Here is a 20,078-nt window from a genome sequence, read left to right on the forward strand (position 1 = left end):
GGGTGGGAGAGAAGCGTCACCCAACGACCCGACGAATCACCGAAATGGGGCCGATCGAGTCGATGTTCGCAACTTTCACGGGGATGCCCTCGGTGGACGCGTGCACCGCTCGGACGTTGTCCACGGCCATCGCCACGTGCGACTGACCCGAGTAGTAGATGATCAGGTCACCCGGCGCGACCTCGCCGCGGCTCACGCCCCGGCCGATCTTCGCCTGGTCGTAGGTGACGCGGGGGATGGACACACCGGCGGAGCGGTACGCGGCCTGCACCAGCGACGAGCAGTCCCACGAGTCGGGGCCGTTCGACCCGAACACGTACGGCTTGCCCTGCTGGTTGAGCGCGAACTGCAGCGCCGTACCCGCGGCGCCGGCGGGCGCGTTCACGGTGACCTTGGGGCCGGAAGCCGCCAGCGTCTGCTTCTGCGGCGCCGACAACGACTGGTACTTCGTGCGCGCGGCCGTCACCTGCTGGTCCATGGCCGTCTTGCGCTCGGTCACGTCCGCGACGAGCTTCTCTGCCGCGGCGGCCGCGGCAGTGGCGTCGGAACGGGCCTTCTTCGCCGCGTCCAAAGTGGCGTTCATCCGCGACACCGCGGCGTTCTGGTCGGTGGCGATGATGTTCATCGCCTGCATCCGCTCCAGGAAGTCCTGCTGGGACGTCGACGTCAGGAACGCCGACAGGTTGTTGAGCCGCGCGCCCTCGAACGACGCGGTGGTCAGCACGTCGACCTGGCCGCGGTACTGCTCGGACTCGGCCAGCGCCTTCTTCTCCGCCTCGGTCGCGATGCCCACGATCGCGTTCGCCTTCGCGAGGTCACCCGTGGCCTTGAGGTGGTCCTGGGTGAGCTTCTCGGCGTGGTGCGTCAGCTCGGTGTACGTCTTGAGCGCCTCGTCGGCTGGTTGCGCGTGCGCCGTTGGCATCGACACCACGGTCGCGGCGACCACGGCGGCCATGGCGGTTGTCCTTGCAGCACGTCGGCCGGGCACGCGGCCTCCTCAAAAGTCGGTATCGGCTTCTGAGGAGGCCTACGGCCGAACGGCTGACCGGGTTCAGTCGGATCAGGCGGCCCGGTGAGCCTCGACACGGGACGCCAGCTTCTTCAGCGCCCACGCACACCCGAGCCCCACCGACGTGAGAGCGAGCCAGGGCACCCACGGCACCCCCGCGCGCGCAGCGGTGTCGAACGCGATTCCGGTGAGCAGATTCCCGAGCAGGATCCCGACGCCCACGACGGTGTTGTACAGGCCGTAGTGCGTGGCCACGAGCCGGTCGCCCGACAGCGACACGATCTCGTCCATCTCGAACGGGAACACCACCATCGTTCCCAGCGCGAGCAGTGCCGCGGACATGATCAGCCCGGCCCAGCCGCCGAGGATCGCGGGCAGGAACGCGAGGCCCAGCACCAGCATCCCGAACACCAGCGACCGGTCCGGCCCGAACCGTTCGCGCGCCCACGCCGTCACCCGCATCTGGCCGGCCACCGCCAGCACGCCCGACACGGCGAACAACACCGCGGTCAGCACCGCCGACCCCGACGCGAGCGGCAACGCCAGGTAGACCTGGAACGACAGCACGTACGAGCCGGTCATCGCCAGCGCGAACAGCACGAACCGCCGGTTGCCCGCGACGACCCGCCAGTCCGCCAGCACCGAGTTCCCCGACGACGACCCGGCCCGCGGCGGCAGCGACCGCCACTGCAGCACGGTCAGCACCAGGAAGACGAAGGCCGCGACCAGGCACGTCAGCCGGAAGTCCACCGCCGTCAACGCGAGCCCGACCAACGGCCCCACCAGGATTCCGGTCTGGTAGAAGACGTTGAACAACGCGAAGGCCTCCACCCGGCGCGGGCCGGCGTCGGCGGCCACGTACGCGCGCACCGCCGGGTTGAACAACGCTCCCGCGAATCCGGTCAACGCCGAGGCGATCACCAACGCGGGCAACCCGTCCACGAGACCGAGCAACGCGAACCCGCCGGTCCGCAACGCGCACCCCGCCACGATCAACGGCTTGTACCCCAAGCGATCCGCGAGCGTCCCGCCGATCAGGAACATGCCCTGCTGTGCGAAGTTCCGCACTCCCAGGACGAGTCCGACGGCCCACCCGGCCAGTGCGAGCGTCACGGACAGATGAGAAGCGAGGTACGGCATCAACATGTAGAAGCCCACGTTGATGCTGAACTGGTTGAGCAGCAACAACTGCACGCTGTGGTCGAACGAGCGGAACTGCGCGATCACGCCGTCACCGCCAGAGGGTCCACAACGGACCGGCACATCGTCCACGACAGCACTTCGCGTTCCCGCAACGAAGAGATCTCCAGCGGCTCCATTGCCGGTGTGACGTCCAGTAACCCGTGCGCGGCGCAGTACTCGTCGCTGAACACCGTGTCGAAGTACCGCTGCGGCCCGTCCGGGAACACCGCCGCGATCCTCGTGCCGGGAGCGGAGGTCCTCGCCAGCCAGGAAGCCACGAGCGCCACGGCGCCCACGCTCCAGCCGCCGCTCGCGTAGTGGCGCGAGGCGAGCGCCCGGCACGCCCACACCGCCTCGCCGGGGTTCACCCAGTGCACCTGGTCGAACGCCGGGTAGTCGACGTTGCGCGGGAAGATGCTCGACCCGAGACCGCGCATCAGCCGGGTGCGCGCCGGCTGGCCGAAGATCGTCGACCCGATCGTGTCCACGCCGACCAGTCGCAACGACGGGAAGTGGCGGCGCAACACGGAAGCCACCCCGGCGGAGTGACCGCCCGTGCCCACCGCGCACACCAGCACGTCGACGCGGCCGAGCTGCGCGGCCAGCTCGTGGGCCAGTGGCGCGTACCCGGCCACGTTGTCCGGGTTGTTGTACTGGTCTGGGCAGTAGGCGCCGGGCAGTGAGGCCAGCAACGCCGCCACGCGTTCGCGCCGCGCCTCCTGCCAGCCTCCGGTCGGGTGCGGCTGCTCGACGAGGTCCACCGTCGCCCCGTAGGCGCGCAGCATGCGCCGGATGATCGGCTCCAGGCCGGGATCGGTCACCAGCGTCACCGGGATGTCGTGCACGACTCCGGCCAGGGCGAGCCCGAGACCGAGCGTGCCGCTGGTCGACTCGACGACGTGGCCGTCCGGACGCAGGTCACCGCGCTCCAGAGCGCGGCCGATCATGTGCAGCGCGGCGCGGTCCTTCATGCCACCGCCGGGGTTGGCGGATTCGAGCTTCGCCCAGAAACCGGACGACGAGGTGCGGGAGAGCTCGTCGATCCACAGCACGGGCGTGTTGCCGACGATGCCCGCGGGAGTGTTGCGGTCGAGCACAGGAACAGACATGGGGGAGTCCCTCAGAAGAAAGTGTCGTAGGCCGTCGCTAGAGCGCGCGTCAACGCGGCAGGACCGAAAAGTCCTGCCACGGCACGCAAAAGGCGGTCGGCCTACGTTCGAGAGACGCCGAGGTCGAGCAGGATTGTTCGTCCCGAACGGGACGGCCCTGGACGCCACGGACACGAGCGTGCCGTCGCGTCGGGACGTGCGGCGGGCACGTCGTGCACGTCCGGGGCGGTGAGGGAGGCGGCGCCCGCCTGGACCGCGGCCTGCACGGGCACGGTGGCATCCGCGTGGTGCGTGTCGCCGTGGTGGCAGAACTCCGCGGAGATGCCGGGCACGAACGCGCCGTGGTGGGAGGGCTCGGGCGGGCACGCCGGGTGGAGCGCGAACACCGCGATCAACATGAGTGCGACGACGACGGTGAAACGACGCCCTGTCGTCAACTGGTTCCGCACGGTGACCAACCTACCGGTGTTGCGGATCTTGTAAAGCCTCTTGCTAGGTTAGGTAAAGCTAACCTCAGGAGGTGGACAATGCGCAGGACAGTCGCCGCGGTTCTGCTGCTCGGCCTGGTCGCCGGGTGCGGTGGGACCGCTCCGTCGGAGCAGCAGGGCGGCCAGTGGTCGTTCAAGGACGACCGCGGCAAGGAGGTCACCGCGCCCAAGCGTCCTGAACGCGTCGTCGCGCAGGTGTCCGCCGCGGGTGCGCTCAAGGACTACGGTGTCAACGTTGTCGGCACGTTCGGGCCGCTCAAGCGCCCGGACGGCAGCACCGACCCGGAGGCGGGCAGCGTCGACCCGAGCCAGGTCACCGACATCACCGGGCCCGGCTACGGCGAGATCGACTTCGAGAAGTTCGCCGCGCTGAACGCCGACCTGGTCGTCGCCGGCTACTACCCCGAGGTCACCGGGCTCTGGCACCTCACGGCCGAGTTCGAGGAGAAGGTGCTCAAGGTCGCCCCGACCGTCGGCATCGGACAGTCGAAGATCCAGCTGCCGGACGGGATCAAGCGGTTCCGCGAGCTCGCCGAGGCCCTCGGAGGTGACGTCGAGTCGGCGAAGGTGAAGGCCGACGAGGAGGCGTTCACCAAGGCCGCGGACCGGCTCAAGGCCGTCGGCGCCAAGATGACGGCCGCGAACCAGAAGATCCAGGTCGTCGGCGCCGACCCGAAGCTCTTCTACGTCGCGGTGCCCGCGCGCAACCCGGACCTCGACTGGTACGCGAAGGAGCTCGGCCTGCCGCTGCTCACGCCGGAGAAGCCCGACACCGAGGGCGGCGGCTACTTCCAGTCGCTGTCGTGGGAGAACTCCGGCACGTACAAAGAGCACGTGATCATGTGGGACACCCGTCAGCACGTGCTCAACCCCGAGCAGATGAAGGAGGGCCACCCGGTCTTCCAGGCGCTGCCCGCCGTGCAGGCCGGCCGGTTCGTGGAGTGGAACGCGGTCGCCCCGCTGAGCTTCGCGTCCTACGCCAAGATCATGAACAAATTGGCTGACCAGCTCGAACAGGTGTTGGCACGATGACCGTGTGCTGACGCTGCTGAAGGAGAACGGCCCGTTGCGCGTGCTGAGCACCGCACGGGTCGTTTCCGTTCTCGGGGACGTGCTCAGCCTGGTCGTGCTGATGCTGCACGTCGAGTCCGTCGCCGGGAAGGCGATCGCGGTGGCGGCCCTGCTGCTCGTCGGCGACTTCGCGCCCTCGCTGCTGAGCCCGTTCACCGGCGTGATCAGCGACCGGTTCGACCGCCGCACGGTGATGATCACCTGTGAGCTCGCGCAGGGCGTGCTGCTGGCGGTCATCGCGCTCACGTTGCCGCCGTTGCCGGTCCTCCTGCTGCTCGTCGGCGTCCGTGCCGTGCTCGGCCAGATCTTCCTGCCCGCCTCCCGTGCGGCGGTGCCGTCACTGGTGAGCGACGACGACCTCGGGCAGGCGAACACGGTGCTGGGCTTCGGTTCCAACGCCGCCGAGGCGCTGGGGCCGTTGCTCGCCGCCGCGCTCATCCCGCTGGTGGGCCTGCGCGGCGCCCTGCTCGTGGACGCCGTGTCGTTCGGGCTGTCGGCGCTGTTGCTGCTGAAGCTGCCGAAACTGACCGGGCCGGCCGGGTTCGGCGGATCCCTCTTCTCCGACGCGCGGGCGGGGCTGGGCGAGATCTGGCACAACCGCGCGTTGCGGATCATCTTCCTCGGGTTCTGCGGCGTGGTGGCGTGCACCGCGATCGACGACGTGGCGATCGTGATGCTGACCAAGGACGTGTTCCACGCCTCCGACAGCGCGGTGGGGCTGCTGCTGGCGTCGGTGGGAATCGGTCTGCTCGCGGGGTACCTGTCGCTGGCCAGGGGAGCGGCGCGGGCGAGCATGGTCGTGTTGCTGGTGGCGGGATTCGTGATCAGCAGCGCCGGCAACCTCCTCACGGGCGTCGCCTCCGGTGTGGCGCTGGCGTTCGTGCTGCAGACCGTGCGCGGGCTCGGCATCGCGGCGATGGACGTGGCGCACAGCACGTTGATCCAGCGGCTGGTGCCCGGTGACCGGACGGGCAGGGTGTTCGGCAACTTCTACGGCGGAATCGGTGTGGCGGCAGCGGTTTCGTACGTCGGCGGTGGTCTGCTGCTGGACGCGGCCGGGCCTCGGCTCACGTTCCTGCTCTGCGGCGGTGCCGGGGTTTTGGTGGCGTTGTGGGTGGTTGCCGCTTCACGCGCAAGAGGTGTTGAGTGGAAACCAGCCTCTTGAGGGGAGAAGGCGATGTGGGGGAAACGCATTGCTGTTCTTGCTGTTTCACTGTTGTTGACCGGTTTGACCACGTTCGTCGCGCACGCCGCCACCGGGGTCGTGCCCGCGTCGACGTCGTGGACGTCCGCTGACCGCGGCTGGGTGCTGGGCCTCGACACCCTGTGCCAGACCGCGAAGTGCCCGCAGCTCGTGCGCACGCTCGACGGCGGCAGCTCGTGGACGCGGGTGAAGACCCCGGCGCTGGCGGTACCGGAAGCCGACCGGCTGCGGGTGCTCTTCGCGAACGACGCGGCCGGCATGGTGACCGACGGCGAGCAGCTGTTCGTCACCAGCAACGGCGGCACGCGCTGGGAGTCGTCGGCCGTCAAGGGAATCGTTGGGGCACTGGGGTTCGACGACTCCGGGTTCCTCGCGGTGATCTACGACGGCAAGTCGTCGCGGCTGTACCACCGCGAGCTGTGGTTCGGCACGTGGCAGCCGGTGCCGGGCGTCGAGGTCACCGGCCAGGCGTCCGGCTCGATCGCGCCGGGCCACGTCTCGCTGGCGCGGTTCGGCGAGGAGAACCGGTACTGGACGCGGTCGCCGGCGGGCTGGCTGGAGGAGCCCGCGCCGTGCGACGTCTTCGCGGCCACCCGGCTCGGCACGGTCGGCACCGACCGGTATGCGTTGTGCAGCTTCGATCCCGGCTTCGGCAACATGACCAAGGAGCTGCGCAAGTCCGACGGTGGCCCGTTCACGACCGTGAGCGTGCCGCCGCGAGAAGGCATCACGACGGGCTTCGCGGTCTCACCGGAGGCGCCGCTCGTGGCCGCCACCGGGCGCGACTGGTCGTTCGTGCACCGCGGTTCCGGCGAGAAGTGGAGCACGCCGCTGACGCTCGGCGGGCCGCCGTTCGAGGACTTGGCGTTCTCCGACGCGCGGCACGCGACGTTCGTGCGCGGCGGACCCGGCCAGGAGTTCGCCGAGGTCTACCGGACCGATGACGCCGGACTGAGCTGGAAGCCGCTCAAGATCTAGGGTCGATCTCGGTGCTGATCTCCGAGACGTGGGCGCTGACGATTCGCCAGCCGGCGGGCATCCGCACCCACGTCTGGCTCTGCCGGCCCACGACCGGCCGGCCGGGGTAGCGGAACAGGGTGGTCACCACGGCGGTGCCGGTGCCGAAGGTGGTGATCCGGGTGTTCTGGATGTTCCGGCCGTCGAGCGGTCCCTGGGTGGCGCGCCACGCGCGGAGCTCGTCGATGCCCTGCTGGTGGTCGGCGATGCCGAACCGGACGGTGGCCGGGCTGGCCCAGAACGACTCGTCCAGCACGGCGTGGTCGCCGGCCAGCAGCGCGGCTTCGTAGCGTGCGAAGGCCGCCGACACCTCGGCGTGCACGGCTGGTTCGTCGACAACGGGGCCGGTGGTCCCGTTGCCGACGACCCGGTCGGTGGTGTTCATGAGGCGGATGCCGCGGGCTTCGCGTCGATCACGTCCGTGGCGGCTGGGTGCGGCTCGGCGTCGGACGTCGAATCGCCGTGGAACAACGCGAACGCCGCACAGACCACGGCGAAGAACAGGTAGCCCAACGCGACCTGACCGCCGCCCGCGTTCCAGCCGATCTGCGGGGCGTGGATCAACCCGACGAACGACAGCACCGCGCCGGCCGCCGCGTAGCCGGCGGCCCACCAGAACTGCTTGTCGATGAGGAACGCGGTGATCGCGCCGAGCACCAGTCCTGCCAGGATGGCGCCGTCGCCGAGCAGGTGCAGGCCCTGGTAGACCACGCCCGCGCTCTCCAGGGCGGGTTCACCGACCTCGGCCGCGCTGGTGCCTGCCGCCGACAGCACGTTGTCCATCTGGCCGGTCGCCCACGCCGCGACGTTGGGGATGATGGCCATGACCACCGCCACCGCGTGCGGCCGCGGTACGACGCGGAACGCCTGCGCGCCGATCAGCAGGCCGATGTACAGCAGGATCGGCACGATCGCCGGCACCGGCAGCAGCGCACTGAGCAGACCGAACAGGCCGCCGAAGCACAGGAGTGCGATGACGACGCCGGTCAGCATCGAGTACGCCGTGCGGCCGCCGACCTCCTTCCACCCCGGGTGTCCGATGTAGACAGCGGGTGGGAACGGCGAGCCGAGCGCCGAACCGACGATCGCGCCGATGCCGTCGGCCAGCAGCACGCTGCGCAGGTTGAAGTTGTCGCCTGCGGCAGCGGCACTCTCCACGTTGGTCATGCCCTCGGTGAAGTTGTAGATGCCCAGCGGGATGGCGGTGGCCAGCAGCGGGCCGATCTCGGACAGGCCGCGCCACAACAGGTCGAACTGGAACGACGGCAGGCCGGTCACGACGTCCCTGGCGGCCGCGGACACGTCCGCGGGGTGCATGTAGCCGCCGATCCAGCCGATGGCGGTGCCCACCGTCAGCGCGGCCAGGCCGATCGGGATGCCGAACGGCAGCTTCACGCCGGCGAAGAAACCGATGAGCAGCAACGCGAACACCGGTAGCGCGATCCACGCGGCCGCCCACATCTGGCCGGCCGGACGCATCGAGATGAACGCGATGGAGATGCCGGCGAGCGTGCCCAGCATCGCCGCCTGCGGCGTGAACCTCCGGATGTAGGGGCCGACGAACGCACCGGCCAGCACGATCAGTCCGATGATGAACGACCACGCCAGGCCTGCCTGCCACGCCCTGACCGGGTCGTTCGTGCTCAGGTACACCGGCAGCATGATCACGAACGTCACGATGAACATGTGCGGCACGCTGGGCCCGTAGGGCATGGCGGTGACGTCGGTGCGGTTCTCCTTGTGGGCCAGGCGTCTGCCGAGCCAGGCGTAGTACACGTTGCCGATCAGCAGCTGGATGCCCAGGGCCGGCAGGATCACCCCGTACACGTCGCCCGACGAGATCTTCGCGACGCCCAGGCACAACCCGGTGAGCACCAGCACGTTCACCAGAACGTTGAAGCCGAGCCCGAAGAACGCGTTGAGGTCACCGCTGACCCACAACGGCAGTTTGAACTCGGAATCGGAGCGACTGCGGGCGCGCGCGAGGATGGACATGACCTGTTCCTTCCGCGGGTCTCAACGGGCCGGGGTGGCAAGAACGGAAATCGCGGCGATGTAGGCGGACGACGGAGCGACCCAGCCGAAGATGCCGCCCTGTGCGGAGATCATGGCCAGACCGGCGTCCTGGAACTCGGGGAAGTACGAACCGACGCAGTCCGACAGCACCAGGCATTCGTAGCCGCGGTCGTTGGCCTCACGGACGGTGGTGTGCACGCAGACCTCGGTCGTCACGCCGGTCACCACCAGAGAGGTGATTCCTGCCTCGGACAGCACCGTGCCGAGTTCGGTGCTGTAGAACGCGCCCTTGCCCGGCTTGTCGATCACCAGTTCGCCGTCGGCGGGCGCGAGCTCGTCGATGATGCCGTGGCCGTGTTCACCACGGATGAGGATGCGGCCCTTGGGACCGAAGTCGCCGATGCGCATCGACGGGCGACCGCGCTCGAGTTTGGCCGGTGGGCAGTCGGACAGGTCCGGCAGGTGGCCCTCGCGGGTGTGGATCACCGTCATGCCGGCGGCACGCGTGGCGGCGAGGGTCTGCTGGAGCGGAGCGATGACCCCGCGCAGCTGGCTCACGTCGTTGCCGAGCGTTTCGCCGAACCCGCCCGGTTCGACGAAGTCCCGCTGCATGTCGATCACCAGGAGCGCGGTTGTGGTCGGCTCGAACAGAAACGACGTGGGGTCGGCGTCGACCGTCAGGGGAGTGGTCATCGGCTCTCGGGCCCTTCGTTTTCGCTCTACTCGTCGAGTGTGGTCGCCTCGATCACGGCATCGGAAGTGGCCACGGCCCCGAACACGCCGCCCTGCATCGTCACCATCTTCAGCGCGGCCGCGTGGTTGCCCGGATCGGTCGCGCCGGTGCAGTCGGACAGGATCAGGCATTCCAGACCGCGGTCGTTGGCCTCGCGCATCGTGGTGTGCACACACACGTCGGTCGTGATGCCGGTCAGGATCAGGTGGCTGATCGCGTTGGCACGCAACACCAAATCCAGGTTGGTGGCGTAGAACGCGCCCTTGCCCGGCTTGTCGATCACGACCTCGCCGGGCGCCGGCGAGACCTCGTCGACGATCTCCCAGCCCGGTTCGCCGCGCACCAGGATGCGCCCGGCCGGCCCCGCACTGCCGATCTCCGCGCCGATCCGGGCCGAACGCCAACGCTTGTTGGGCGGCAGGTCGGTCAGGTCCGGCAGGTGACCTTCCCTGGTGTGGATCACCAGCATGCCCACGTCGCGGGCGTGGGCGAGGAGCTTCTGCGTGCCGGGCAGGCCCGCTCTGGTGAGTTCGAGGTCGTAGCCCATCCGCTCGACATAGCCACCAGGTCCGCAGAAGTCGGTCTGCCAGTCGATGCACAGCAGGGCGACCCTGTCGATCGGCACCACCGTGTCGTAGGGCCAGGAGTAGGGATCTGCCTTAACCGGTCCTATCCGCGCGGTCATAGTTGACGATTGTCGACCGTCTGATTTCCAGCGGGACCGTTGTGAGTTACGTCTCAGTTACCAGCCTGGTGGTCGCTCAACTCACGCAGCGCGACATTCAGGTCGCCGTGCCCTCAACCGGTCTGGACGTCGAGATCCGGGACGGGCGTTCGGGCAGCGCCACTGGATACCCTGGGCGCATGGAGCCTTACGCCCTGGGGATGCTCGACGTCGGCGACGGCAACCGGATCCACTGGTACGTCCTCGGCAATCCGGACGGCAAGCCCGCCGTGCACCTGCACGGCGGGCCCGGCGCTCCGGCGAAGTACGCGGGCAAGTCGTTCGACCTGCAGAAGTTCAGGGTCGTCGTGTTCCACCAGCGCGGCTGCGGCAAGAGCACACCGCACGCGAGCGACCCGGCCGCGGACATGAGCGTGAACACCACGGACCACCTGATCGCGGACATCGAGAAGCTGCGCGAGCACCTCGGCATCGAGAAGTGGTTGGTGTACGGCGGTTCGTGGGGCAGCACGCTCGCACTCGCCTACGCGCAACGGCACCCCGAGCGCGTCACCGAGATGATCCTGATCGCGGTCACCACGGCGTCCGAGCGTGAGCTGGACTGGTTGTACAAAGGTGTTTCCCGGTTCTTCCCGGAGGCGTGGGCCCGGTACAGCGCGCACGTCGCCAACGCGCCGGACGTGGTGCGCGCCTACGCGGACCTGATGGAAGACCCCGTGGCGCGCGACCAGGCTGCCGTCGAGTGGACCCGGTGGGAGGACACGGTTCTCTCGTTCGAGGACTTCGGCACACCGCACATGTTCAGCGACCGCCCGACGGACGACCTCATCGCGTTCGTGCGGATCTGCGCGCACTACTACGCGAACCTCGGTTTCGTCGACGACCTGCTGGGCGACGCCGGCAAGCTCGCAGGCATCCCGGCCGCGTTGATCCACGGCCGGCGCGACATGAGCTGCCCGGCCGACACCGCGTACGCGTTGGCACAGGCGTGGCCGGACGCCGAACTGACCCTCGTGGACGACAGCGGCCACAAGGGCAGCCCCGCGTTCAACGAGGCGATCCAGGCCGCGGTCAGGAGGTTTTCCCCGTGACGCAACGCAAACCGCCAGGGATGGGCTTCGAGTCGTGGATCGACAAGCAGATCCGCGAGGCCCAGGAACGCGGCGAGTTCGACGACCTGCCGAGCGCCGGCAAACCGTTGCCCGGCGCGGGCGAGGTGCTCGAAGAGGACTGGTGGATCAAGAAGAAGGTGCGGGAGGAAGAGGGCACTGCAGGGTTGCCCCCTTCCCTGGTCCTGCGCAAGGAGGCCGAGACCGCCAAGGCCCGTGCCCTGGCGGCCGGGACCGACGACGAGGCGCGCGCGATCATCGGTGAGATGAACGCGAAGATCCTCGACGCGTTGCGGAAACCGTTGTCCGGCCCGCCTTTGAACCTGATGCCGTTCGACGTCGACGAGTTGGTGCGTGAGCGGAAGGGGACCCCACGCACCCCGTGATCAGCTGGCGTTGACGTCGATGCAGGAGTAGAACGCGTTCGAGGTGTCGCCGATGTTCCAGATGGCGAGCACCTTGTGCCGCCCGGCCGACCCCAGGTTGACGTTGTGCGAGACGGTGGCGGGCGGGATCTGGTTGTTGCCGCTGAACGTCGCGACCTTGCGCCCGTCGACGAAGTACTCGTAGTCGCGGGTGCGGTGGCGCGCGGTGAAGGTCCAGTTGAACGTCACCGTGCGGCCGACGCCCGCGACCTTCCACCCCTTGTTGTCGTTGTTGAGCACGGCGAACTGCTGAAGGTTGGCGTTGCAGCTGCGCAGACCCTTGGGACCTTCGACCGACTGCGGTTCGTACTGGATGGCCCCGCAGTCTTTGACGGTGCCGCGGGCGCACTGCGCCTGACGGCTCGCGGGCGAAGACACGTAACCGTGCGCGAACGCCGTGCCGGTGGGGAGAGCCACGACGAGCAACGGTGCAGCGAGCACGCCGGCCATGGCGGCCGCGGTCCTGCGTCGAATCTTCATGTGACTTCCTTTGCCTTGATGTGCGTACTTCCCGGACATCGCGGCGGCGATTGAAGGTCTAGACCATACCGCGCGTAATCAGGGCGCCACAAGACGTGTCGGGCAGATCAGACAGGGAAGTGCCCTGTCCAGCCGAACATTGCGGTGTCCAGGGCAAGTCTGCGGTGCTTGCTGCGGCGTCCGAGCTGGTTTGCGGGCCGCCACACGTTCTGCCTGAAGTTGGCGCATTCTCAACAACCGCGTTGGTTCCTTGCCAACGGCCTGTAGCGCCTGTACGCAGCCCCAAGGTCAGGGCAAGCATGCCGCGACCTTGGGGCCACCCGTGTGCCACGCCGTAGTCAGGCGGCCTCCAGGACGAAGAACATGAAGCTCAGGAAGGCCCCGGAGGGGAACCTCGCCATCTCGTCGGGAAAGAGTTCGTGGGCTTCCGGCGCCGGAGGCGGCTCGCTGATGACGGCAGTGCGGAAGCCTGCTGCGGTGAAGGCATCGGTCATCGCGTGCAGCGGCCGGTGCCAGTAGGTGAGCACGGCCTTCTGGCCGTTGAAGTCGTACTCGTCGGACCACTTGGTGGTCGCGAAGTAGTCAGTCTCGCGATGCACCATCTTGAGGAGGATGGGGTGGTTGACGACCACGATCAGCCGGCCACCGGGCTTCAGCACCCGCCGCAGCTCAGCCAGAGGTGCGGTCCAGTCCTCCAGGTAGTGCAGCACCAAAGCGGCGACGGCGTCGTCGAACGCGCCGTCGGGGTACGGCAGCGGGGCCGTTATGTCGGCGACCCGCAGGTCCACGTCGTCGCCGAGCCGCTGCCGGGCCAGCTCCACCATCTTGGCGCTGCGGTCGAAGCCGCTCACGACGGCTCCCCGATCACGTAGCGCCACGGACACAGGACCAGCACCGCAGCCGGCGTCGAGAATTCGTCGACCGGCCACGTCGCCGGCCAGGTCCACGATCGCGGGCCGGACGTAGTAGGCGTTGAGGAGGCTGGTCTCGTTCTCGGCCGTGTACGCCTCGGCGAAGCCGTCGTAGTCGTTCTCCACGGCCACATCGGCGATGACGGCGGAGCTCTCGGGAATGGCAGGCATGTTTCCCATACTGCCCAGTGATCAATCAGGGCGCCAGGAGATCATCTTCCCCCTCTTGCAGGATGAAACCGCCAGGGCTCGCCGAAGACCAGATCGAACTCGCGGGCGAGGACTGAGCCGGGGGCGATGTCCCGGCGGGAGCCTTGTCCAGGGTCTTGACCATCCCCATCGGAGGCTGCAAGCCGATGTCGGGGTCGTGGCTAGGGTGCACAGGCATGGATGCCGCCGATCTCGACTACCGGGCCCGGACCTTGTCCGGCTGTATTCCTCCACCCCTGGTCTCCCGGCTTCTTGAGCTCGGCCATGGGGAAGAAGTGGAGTTCCAGGCCGGCCGTGGGGAATGGTTCTGTGCGCGTGAGTGGGCACGGTTGCTCGGTGACCAAGGGCGGCAGGCCGAGGCGTTGGAGGTGCTCGCGCCCTACGTCGCCACGGGCTGGTGGCCGGCCGCCCAGGCCCACGCGGAACTACTGGAGAGCTGGGGGCGGGCAGAGGAGGCAATCGCGCTGGCCCGGCCGTACGCAAAGGAAAGGCTCCCGCTGGAGTTCTTCGCGCGGCTGCTGGCCCGGCACGGACACCAGGACGAGGCGCTCGTGTTGCTGAGCGCCGGAATCGAAGACTGGTTCCTCGCCACTGCTCTGGTAGAGGTTTCCGAGGGGGCGGGCAGGGACGACGACATCGCTGCGCTGCTGGCCGCGCGGATCCCGCCCCAGCACCGATGCGACGGTCCCTGGTGCTGCCGAGGCCTCGACCCGGACACGGCAATCGGCCTAGTTGCCGCGATCCGCGAGCGCCAGGGCCGCATCGACGAAGCGATCGCCCTGCTGCACACCCGGCAGCACATCACCTCCGTGAACAACAACGACCAGTTGGCCGACCTGCTGGCGAGGCACAACCGGATCGAGGAGCTGCGTGAGTACGCGGCGTCCGAGTACCACGGGCACGCTGCGCAGCGCCTGGCCGAGGTGTTGGAGGAACGCGGTGATGTGGAAGGCGCGATCGCCGTGTACCGGCAGCCGGGTGACTCGCCGGCCCGTCAGTGTCACGGTTCGGTCCAACTGGCGCAGCTCCTGGTCAGGTGTGGCCGGGGCGACGAGGCGATCGAAGTGATGCGCGTGCTCGCGGACTCTCCCGGTGGAGCGGAGGACTGGATCGTCGACACGCTGTGCACCCTGTACACCGACCATGGCCGCGCCCGGGACGGCCTGGCCTACCTCGACACCCTCAAGGCGCGCCGCGACGGCGAGGAAGAGTGGGACTTCTTCAGGATGAGGCTTCCGCTCCTGGCCGGCTGCGGCCTGCTCGATGAAGCACTCGAGCTGGCGCGGGTGCACCCCGAGGGCAACACCTGGTACGCGGCCTGGATCATCTCCGACCTGCTCGCCGAGACCGGCCGGATCGAGGAGGCTGTCGCGGTCCTGGAGGCACACGCCCCCGCCAACAGCCGCTCTCTGGCAGGCCACCTCATCGAGCTCGGCCGAATCAAGGACGCTGTCGCAGTCCTTCAGCAGCGCAAGTCCGAGCCGGTCGTGTCCGTCTGGACCGGCACTTTCTCCACCGAACCCCCGTTCTGACACCGCCCTCCGGGCCACACCCGTCGGCGGGACCACGGTGCTCAGTCCGGAAAAGACATCTTCGCGCGGACAGGACGAGGAAGTGCCCTGTCCGGACCAGGGCGGTGGTGTTCGGATCTGGACCGAGGTCACCCCGACCAGTCGGCTGGCTTACACCTCGCTCGTCGACTTCGTCCCGGACCACGAGCCGTACGAGTTCCTCACCGTCGTCACCCTGACCGCCACCGCCGACGGCACCGAGGTCGTCATGGAGGTCGAACCGCTGCACGACGACGTCTGGACCGGCCGGCTCGTGCAGGGCCGGCAGAACGAACTGGCCAACCTGGAGCGGGTTCTGTCCCAGGGCGCCACGGCGAGTTGACCGCACGCCGAGCCGGTCCATCTCGGCCTCAGGCGGTCGTGACTTCCTCTCCCTCGAGCTTCTCCGCGGCCTTGGCCAGCCGCCGCTTCACGATGAAGACGCCGGCCACGCCGGCCACCACGGCGATCGCCAGGCCGGCGTAGGAGAAGCCCTTCAGCCACTTCTCGGCCACCACGCCGAGGTAGTAGACGGCCGCGGCCGTGCCTCCCGCCCACACCACGCCGCCCAGCGCGTTGGCCACGAGGAACTTGCCGTAGTTCATGTGCAGGGAACCCGCGAGCGGGCCCGCGAGAATGCGCAGCAGTGCCACGAACCGGCCGAAGAACACAGCCCACGCGCCGCGTTTCTGGAACACGCGCCGGGCGTGTTCGAGCTGCGTTTCGCCGAAGTGCTTGGGGAATTTGCGGCCCATCCAGGCGAACAGTCTTGGGCCGCCCCGGCGCCCGATGAGGTAGCCGAAGTTGTCGCCGATGATGGCGCCCGCGCTCGCCCACACGCCGATCCACAACGGGCTGAGCTGGTCGTGCTGCGATGCCATCAGGGAGGCCGTGACCAGCACGATCTCGCCTGGGAGCGGGATGCCGAGCGATTCGAAGCCGATCACCAGGCCGACGATCGCGTACACGAGCAGGGGTCGGATGGCTTCGAGCCACTGTTCGATCGGCACGCGGCAACACTACCGTCGCCCGTGTGAACGAGCTCGCACTCGCGGTCGTCGCCGGAATGGTCGCCACGGTCCACCCGTGCGGATTCGCGATGCTGCCCGCCTAATTGGCACTGGTCTCGCGGGACAGCACGAGCCGGGCGTTTCTGTCCGGTTTGGTAATGACCGCCGGATTTGTCACGTTCTTCGGACTGTTCGGTCTTCTGGTCACGCCGATCGCCACGACTCTGAAGCGCTATCTGCCGTTCGTGACGGTGGTGATCGGGCTCGGCAGGGTCGTGGCCGGGGTGCTTTTCGTGGCAGGGAAGTCGATCTACCTGCGGCTGCCGCAGCTGCGGTCCGCGCCGAAGAGCCCGTGGTCGATGTACGGCTATGGCATCGCGTTCGCCATCGCCTCTCTCGTGGCGATCGCGGGGCGTGGTGGCTGAACCGGAGGAGGCGCAAGGCCGTACGCCCAGACAGGAGGTGAGGAGCCCATGCGCTTCCTCGGAGTGCTGCTGGGAATGGTGTTGCTGCTCACGGGATGCGCCGACAAGGCGCCGCCCCCGGAGAAGTTCCAGTTCACCGCGAAGACCTTGGAGGGCGCGGAGTTCCGCGGCGACAAGCTCGTCGGGCAGCCCGCCGTGCTGTGGTTCTGGACGCCCTGGTGCCCGTCCTGCAACGCCGAGGCGTCCAAGGTCGCAGGGATCGCGAAGAAGTACGACAAGATCCAGTTCGTCGGCGTCGCGGCACAGGACCAGCTCGACGCGATGAAGAAGTTCGTGGCGGATCACCAGATGAGCGGCTTCCCGCACCTGGCCGACCTCGACGGTTCCGTCTGGAAGCGGTTCGGGGTGACCGCGCAGCCCACCTTCGCGTTCGTGCGCGAGGACGGTTCGGTGGAGCTCCTCACCGGCGCGCCCACCGAGGAACAACTGGACCAACGCGTGTCCGCTTTGATGCCAAAGGCTTGAGACACCACGCCCTTTCACGAAAAAGTCCCTGTGCTGTAGGGACCAATGCCCGGTTCGCCGATGCGCGCGAGTTCGTATCGTCGGACTCGCCGCGCGGCGCTGCCGCGCGGCGTTGAGGAGGCAGGTGTCGATGGACTACATCCAGGTTTCGCTCGCGGAGGCCATTCCCGAGCAGGCCAGGGACTACGCGTCGGCGCGGATCGGCTCGCTCGACCGGTACGCCCCCGAGCACGTCGACTTCGCCTGGGTCAACCTGACCTCGGACAAGACCGTGATCCACGCGTACGCCCGGCTCGACCTCAAGTGGGTCGAGGTGCAGGCGTACGCGGAGGCCAACACCGTGACCGAGGTGATCGATCTGCTGCGCGAACGCGTGCGCCGGCAGCTCGTCTCCATGCACAACTGACCTCGGTGAACTGAACCCGCCACCTGCGGAAGACCGGTGGTGGGTTCACCGCACCCTCTGCACGGTCCCGCGCGTCGAACAGCCCGTCCTCGGTCACGTCGAGCACCGTGTCGTGCTGCCCGGCGAACGACAGGCCGGGCAGGTCCTCCGCGGTGGCCGACGACCGCACCGCCACCGGTCCGCCGAGCGCCCGGAACGCCTCCAGCAGGCCCTCCATCGACCGCTCCCGGTAGGCGCGGGTCGTGAGGTGGAACCCGTCGGGCACCGGCAGACCGGCCTGTTCGAGCCTGGCCAGCGACGCGCCCTTGCCGCCGGCGGCTGCCAGGTCGGCTCGCGAGTCGTCGAGCGGAAGGATCAACGGGACCATGTCGCCACAGTTGTCGAAACGGGCCACCCGCGTTCGTACAAAGGGCGAAAGGAGTCCACGATGACCCAGAAGACCTCGCAGAAGTACCTGCTCAGCATCTACCAGCCCGACGGTGAGGCCCCTCCGCCCGAGGTCCTCGACCCGATCATGGCGAACCTGGCGGCGTTGAACGAGGAGATGCAGGCCAAGGGCGCCTGGGTGTTCGCCGTCGGCCTGCACCCGCCGTCGACCGCGACCGTGCTGACGGCGAAGGACGACGACGTGCTGATGACCGACGGACCGTTCACCGAGGGCAAGGAGCACATCGGCGGCTTCACGATCATCCAGGCCGCCGACCTCGACGAGGCGCTGGAGTGGGGGCGCCGGCTCGCGACGGTGCTCGCCCCGCTGTCGGTCGAGGTCAGGCCGATCGCGTTCGGATGATCGACGAGATCTTCCGCGCCGAGTACGGCCGCGCGGTGTCCGTCCTGACCCGCCTCCTCGGCGACATCGACCTCGCCGAGGAGGCGGTGCAGGACGCCTTCACCACGGCCGCGCAGCTGTGGCCGGTCAGGGGCGTGCCACCGGCACCGGCCGGCTGGATCATCACGACCGCCCGCAACCGCGCGATCGACAGGCTGCGCCGGGAGAGCAGGGGCCGGGAGAAGCTCGCGGAGGCGGCGCTGCTCCAGCACGGACCGGACGCGGAGGAGGTGCAGGACGTGCCCGACGACAGGCTGCGCATGATCTTCACCTGCTGCCACCCGTCGCTCACGCTGCAGGCCCGGGTCGCGTTGACGCTGAAGCTGCTGGGCGGATTGACGACCGCGGAGATCGCCAGGGCGTTTCTTGTGCCGGAACCCACGATGGCGCAACGGATCGTGCGGGCGAAGGGCAAGATCCGCGCCGCCCGCATCCCGTACCGCGTGCCGCGCGACGCCGACCTGCCCGACCGCCTGAAGGCCGTGCTCGCCGTCGTCTACCTGATCTTCAACGAGGGCTACCTCGGCAAGGAGTCCCTGGAGGCGGAGGCGATCCGGCTCGGCAGGGTCCTCGCGCAGCTCATGCCGGACGAACCGGAGGTGTGGGGCCTGCTGGCGTTGATGCTGCTCGTCGCGTCACGGCGGCAGGCGCGGCTGCGCGACGGCGAGATCGTCCTGCTCGCGGACCAGGACCGTTCACTGTGGAACGCGGAGATGGTCGCGGAGGGCCAGGACGTCGTGCGCCGCTGCCTGCGCTGGAACCGGCCCGGCCCGTACCAGCTCCAGGCGGCGATCAACGCCGTCCACAGCGACCCGCCCACCGACTGGCACCAGGTCGTCGCGCTCTACGACCAGCTGATGGCGATCGCGCCGAGCCCGGTCGTGGCGCTGCACCGGGCGGTCGCGACAGCAGAGACCAGCGGCCCGGCGCACGCGTTGCGGGAGGTCGACGCACTCGACCTCGACCGCTACCACCTCTTCCACGCCGTGCGCGCTGATCTGCTGAGCAGACTCGGCCGAGATCCGACAGTGGCGCTGGAGGCCGCACTCGAACGGGCGGAGCACCCGGCCGAACGCGACCTCCTGCGGCGACGGCTACGCCTTGCGGCGGCGGACCAGCAGAACCGCGCCGACGAGCACGACCAGGACCACCACGATCCACACCCAGGCGGGGACGCCTCCGGATGAGGCCGGCGTGGTCGACGGGGGAGCGTTCGTCACCGGCGCGCTCATCGTGACCGAGGACGTCGGGGCCGCCGTCGAGGACGAGGTCGCGGTGAGGGCCACGGTGAAGGTGAAGGTGCCGGAGATGACGTCACCGTCGTCGGCCTGAGCCCTCCACGCGACCGTGTGCGCCCCGGCGTGCGCGGGCGCGCCGTCGACGACCGCGGTGATGGTCTTGTCGACGGCGTGCGCCTGGCTGACCGGCCACTTGGCACCGTCGGGCCCGGAGATCGTGATCGCGTCACCGTCGGGCAGGCTGACGACGTCGCTGAACGTCAGCTCGACCTTCTTGGGCGGTGCGTCGATGGTCGCGCCGGACGCCGGGTTGCTGCTCTTGAGCTCGGCGTGGGCCTGCGCGGGGACGGCGATGGCCGTCGCGGCGAACAGTGCCAGCACGAGCGCGCTGAAGAAACGCCTCACGTGGGCGCAGAGTACGGGGTTCCCTGTCGGATTAGACAGGT

General features: G+C 68.8%; 25 protein-coding genes. 12 read left to right on the forward strand and 13 right to left on the reverse strand.

Going from position 1 to position 20,078, the window contains the following annotated elements; translation table 11 throughout:
• Window positions 1-16: 16 nt before the first annotated feature.
• The 4 genes from ACFOWZ_RS25475 to ACFOWZ_RS25490 all read right to left on the reverse strand — a co-directional run bounded on the left by ACFOWZ_RS25475 (window position 17) and on the right by ACFOWZ_RS25490 (window position 3,749).
• Window positions 17-955, reverse strand: a complete 939-nt coding sequence (locus ACFOWZ_RS25475; protein ID WP_382376397.1) for a C40 family peptidase — start codon at window positions 953-955, stop codon at window positions 17-19.
• 105 nt (window positions 956-1,060) lie between these two features.
• Complete coding sequence (locus ACFOWZ_RS25480) at window positions 1,061-2,236, reverse strand: MDR family MFS transporter (RefSeq protein ID WP_382376398.1); 1,176 nt, start codon at window positions 2,234-2,236, stop codon at window positions 1,061-1,063.
• Entirely contained in the window at window positions 2,233-3,300 is a 1,068-nt protein-coding gene (locus ACFOWZ_RS25485) for a PLP-dependent cysteine synthase family protein (RefSeq protein WP_382376399.1), read from the reverse strand. The genes ACFOWZ_RS25480 and ACFOWZ_RS25485 overlap by 4 nt, the downstream gene beginning before the upstream one ends.
• Before the next feature lie 101 nt (window positions 3,301-3,401).
• Window positions 3,402-3,749, reverse strand: coding sequence for a hypothetical protein (locus ACFOWZ_RS25490; protein ID WP_382376400.1), 348 nt, complete (start codon window positions 3,747-3,749; stop codon window positions 3,402-3,404).
• Window positions 3,750-3,827: 78 nt separating this feature from the next.
• Here ACFOWZ_RS25490 and ACFOWZ_RS25495 point away from each other — a divergent pair, with 78 nt between their 5' ends.
• The 3 genes from ACFOWZ_RS25495 to ACFOWZ_RS25505 all read left to right on the forward strand — a co-directional run bounded on the left by ACFOWZ_RS25495 (window position 3,828) and on the right by ACFOWZ_RS25505 (window position 7,041).
• Window positions 3,828-4,820, forward strand: a complete 993-nt coding sequence (locus ACFOWZ_RS25495; protein WP_382376401.1) for an ABC transporter substrate-binding protein — start codon at window positions 3,828-3,830, stop codon at window positions 4,818-4,820.
• A gap of 4 nt (window positions 4,821-4,824) precedes the next feature.
• Window positions 4,825-6,024, forward strand: coding sequence for an MFS transporter (locus tag ACFOWZ_RS25500; protein ID WP_382376402.1), 1,200 nt, complete (start codon window positions 4,825-4,827; stop codon window positions 6,022-6,024).
• Window positions 6,025-6,087: 63 nt separating this feature from the next.
• Window positions 6,088-7,041, forward strand: coding sequence for a hypothetical protein (locus ACFOWZ_RS25505; RefSeq protein WP_382376403.1), 954 nt, complete (start codon window positions 6,088-6,090; stop codon window positions 7,039-7,041).
• Here ACFOWZ_RS25505 and hpxZ read toward each other — a convergent pair.
• Genes hpxZ through biuH form a run of 4 tightly spaced genes read right to left on the reverse strand, consistent with a single transcriptional unit; the run spans window position 7,031 to window position 10,514 of the window.
• On the reverse strand, window positions 7,031-7,465 hold the full coding sequence (gene hpxZ / locus ACFOWZ_RS25510) for an oxalurate catabolism protein HpxZ (RefSeq protein ID WP_382376404.1): 435 nt from the start codon (window positions 7,463-7,465) through the stop codon (window positions 7,031-7,033). The two genes, ACFOWZ_RS25505 and hpxZ, sit on opposite strands and share 11 nt — an antisense overlap.
• On the reverse strand, window positions 7,462-9,075 hold the full coding sequence (locus tag ACFOWZ_RS25515; RefSeq protein ID WP_382376405.1) for a regulator: 1,614 nt from the start codon (window positions 9,073-9,075) through the stop codon (window positions 7,462-7,464). Before ACFOWZ_RS25515 ends, hpxZ begins: the two co-directional genes overlap by 4 nt.
• A 21-nt stretch (window positions 9,076-9,096) precedes the next feature.
• Complete coding sequence (locus ACFOWZ_RS25520; protein ID WP_382376406.1) at window positions 9,097-9,789, reverse strand: cysteine hydrolase family protein; 693 nt, start codon at window positions 9,787-9,789, stop codon at window positions 9,097-9,099.
• Window positions 9,790-9,815: 26 nt separating this feature from the next.
• Window positions 9,816-10,514 carry a biuret amidohydrolase gene (gene biuH, locus ACFOWZ_RS25525; protein WP_382376407.1) on the reverse strand — a complete coding sequence of 233 codons (699 nt, stop codon included), beginning with the start codon at window positions 10,512-10,514 and terminating at the stop codon, window positions 9,816-9,818.
• Window positions 10,515-10,693: 179 nt separating this feature from the next.
• On the opposite strand from biuH, the gene pip reads away from it, so the two are divergent.
• Window positions 10,694-11,605, forward strand: a complete 912-nt coding sequence (gene pip / locus ACFOWZ_RS25530) for a prolyl aminopeptidase (protein WP_382376408.1) — start codon at window positions 10,694-10,696, stop codon at window positions 11,603-11,605.
• The gene (locus ACFOWZ_RS25535) at window positions 11,602-12,009 is read left to right on the forward strand and encodes a DnaJ family domain-containing protein (RefSeq protein WP_382376409.1); all 408 of its coding nucleotides are present in this window, start codon (window positions 11,602-11,604) and stop codon (window positions 12,007-12,009) included. The genes pip and ACFOWZ_RS25535 overlap by 4 nt, the downstream gene beginning before the upstream one ends.
• Here the strand turns inward: ACFOWZ_RS25535 and ACFOWZ_RS25540 are convergent, their stop codons facing one another.
• A complete protein-coding gene (locus ACFOWZ_RS25540; protein ID WP_030472258.1) occupies window positions 12,010-12,528 on the reverse strand; it encodes a lytic polysaccharide monooxygenase auxiliary activity family 9 protein in 519 nt (172 codons plus the stop codon).
• Between the two features lie 338 nt (window positions 12,529-12,866).
• The gene (locus ACFOWZ_RS25545; RefSeq protein WP_382376410.1) at window positions 12,867-13,610 is read right to left on the reverse strand and encodes a class I SAM-dependent methyltransferase; all 744 of its coding nucleotides are present in this window, start codon (window positions 13,608-13,610) and stop codon (window positions 12,867-12,869) included.
• A gap of 215 nt (window positions 13,611-13,825) precedes the next feature.
• On the opposite strand from ACFOWZ_RS25545, the gene ACFOWZ_RS25550 reads away from it, so the two are divergent.
• The gene (locus ACFOWZ_RS25550; RefSeq protein ID WP_382376411.1) at window positions 13,826-15,181 is read left to right on the forward strand and encodes a tetratricopeptide repeat protein; all 1,356 of its coding nucleotides are present in this window, start codon (window positions 13,826-13,828) and stop codon (window positions 15,179-15,181) included.
• A gap of 82 nt (window positions 15,182-15,263) precedes the next feature.
• Complete coding sequence (locus ACFOWZ_RS25555) at window positions 15,264-15,542, forward strand: hypothetical protein (protein WP_382376412.1); 279 nt, start codon at window positions 15,264-15,266, stop codon at window positions 15,540-15,542.
• A gap of 28 nt (window positions 15,543-15,570) precedes the next feature.
• Here the strand turns inward: ACFOWZ_RS25555 and ACFOWZ_RS25560 are convergent, their stop codons facing one another.
• Window positions 15,571-16,209, reverse strand: a complete 639-nt coding sequence (locus ACFOWZ_RS25560) for a DedA family protein (protein WP_382376413.1) — start codon at window positions 16,207-16,209, stop codon at window positions 15,571-15,573.
• Between the two features lie 158 nt (window positions 16,210-16,367).
• Here ACFOWZ_RS25560 and ACFOWZ_RS25565 point away from each other — a divergent pair, with 158 nt between their 5' ends.
• The 3 genes from ACFOWZ_RS25565 to ACFOWZ_RS25575 all read left to right on the forward strand — a co-directional run bounded on the left by ACFOWZ_RS25565 (window position 16,368) and on the right by ACFOWZ_RS25575 (window position 17,565).
• Complete coding sequence (locus tag ACFOWZ_RS25565) at window positions 16,368-16,634, forward strand: hypothetical protein (RefSeq protein ID WP_382376414.1); 267 nt, start codon at window positions 16,368-16,370, stop codon at window positions 16,632-16,634.
• Between the two features lie 48 nt (window positions 16,635-16,682).
• Window positions 16,683-17,159 (forward strand): redoxin domain-containing protein, encoded by a 477-nt coding sequence (locus ACFOWZ_RS25570; RefSeq protein WP_382376415.1) that lies wholly within the window; start codon window positions 16,683-16,685, stop codon window positions 17,157-17,159.
• Between the two features lie 130 nt (window positions 17,160-17,289).
• On the forward strand, window positions 17,290-17,565 hold the full coding sequence (locus ACFOWZ_RS25575; RefSeq protein ID WP_382376416.1) for a hypothetical protein: 276 nt from the start codon (window positions 17,290-17,292) through the stop codon (window positions 17,563-17,565).
• Here the strand turns inward: ACFOWZ_RS25575 and ACFOWZ_RS25580 are convergent.
• Complete coding sequence (locus tag ACFOWZ_RS25580) at window positions 17,459-17,932, reverse strand: PEP/pyruvate-binding domain-containing protein (protein WP_382376417.1); 474 nt, start codon at window positions 17,930-17,932, stop codon at window positions 17,459-17,461. The genes ACFOWZ_RS25575 and ACFOWZ_RS25580 overlap by 107 nt on opposite strands.
• Window positions 17,933-17,992: 60 nt before the next feature.
• Here ACFOWZ_RS25580 and ACFOWZ_RS25585 point away from each other — a divergent pair, with 60 nt between their 5' ends.
• Both ACFOWZ_RS25585 and ACFOWZ_RS25590 read left to right on the forward strand, forming a co-directional pair.
• The gene (locus tag ACFOWZ_RS25585; protein ID WP_382376418.1) at window positions 17,993-18,355 is read left to right on the forward strand and encodes a YciI family protein; all 363 of its coding nucleotides are present in this window, start codon (window positions 17,993-17,995) and stop codon (window positions 18,353-18,355) included.
• Complete coding sequence (locus ACFOWZ_RS25590; RefSeq protein ID WP_382376419.1) at window positions 18,352-19,581, forward strand: RNA polymerase sigma factor; 1,230 nt, start codon at window positions 18,352-18,354, stop codon at window positions 19,579-19,581. The genes ACFOWZ_RS25585 and ACFOWZ_RS25590 overlap by 4 nt, the downstream gene beginning before the upstream one ends.
• Here the strand turns inward: ACFOWZ_RS25590 and ACFOWZ_RS25595 are convergent.
• Window positions 19,489-20,037, reverse strand: coding sequence for a copper resistance CopC family protein (locus tag ACFOWZ_RS25595; RefSeq protein WP_382376420.1), 549 nt, complete (start codon window positions 20,035-20,037; stop codon window positions 19,489-19,491). The two genes, ACFOWZ_RS25590 and ACFOWZ_RS25595, sit on opposite strands and share 93 nt — an antisense overlap.
• Window positions 20,038-20,078 lie beyond the last annotated feature (41 nt).

It is taken from the genome of Lentzea rhizosphaerae, assembly GCF_042649515.1.
GTDB lineage: Bacteria > Actinomycetota > Actinomycetes > Mycobacteriales > Pseudonocardiaceae > Lentzea > Lentzea aerocolonigenes.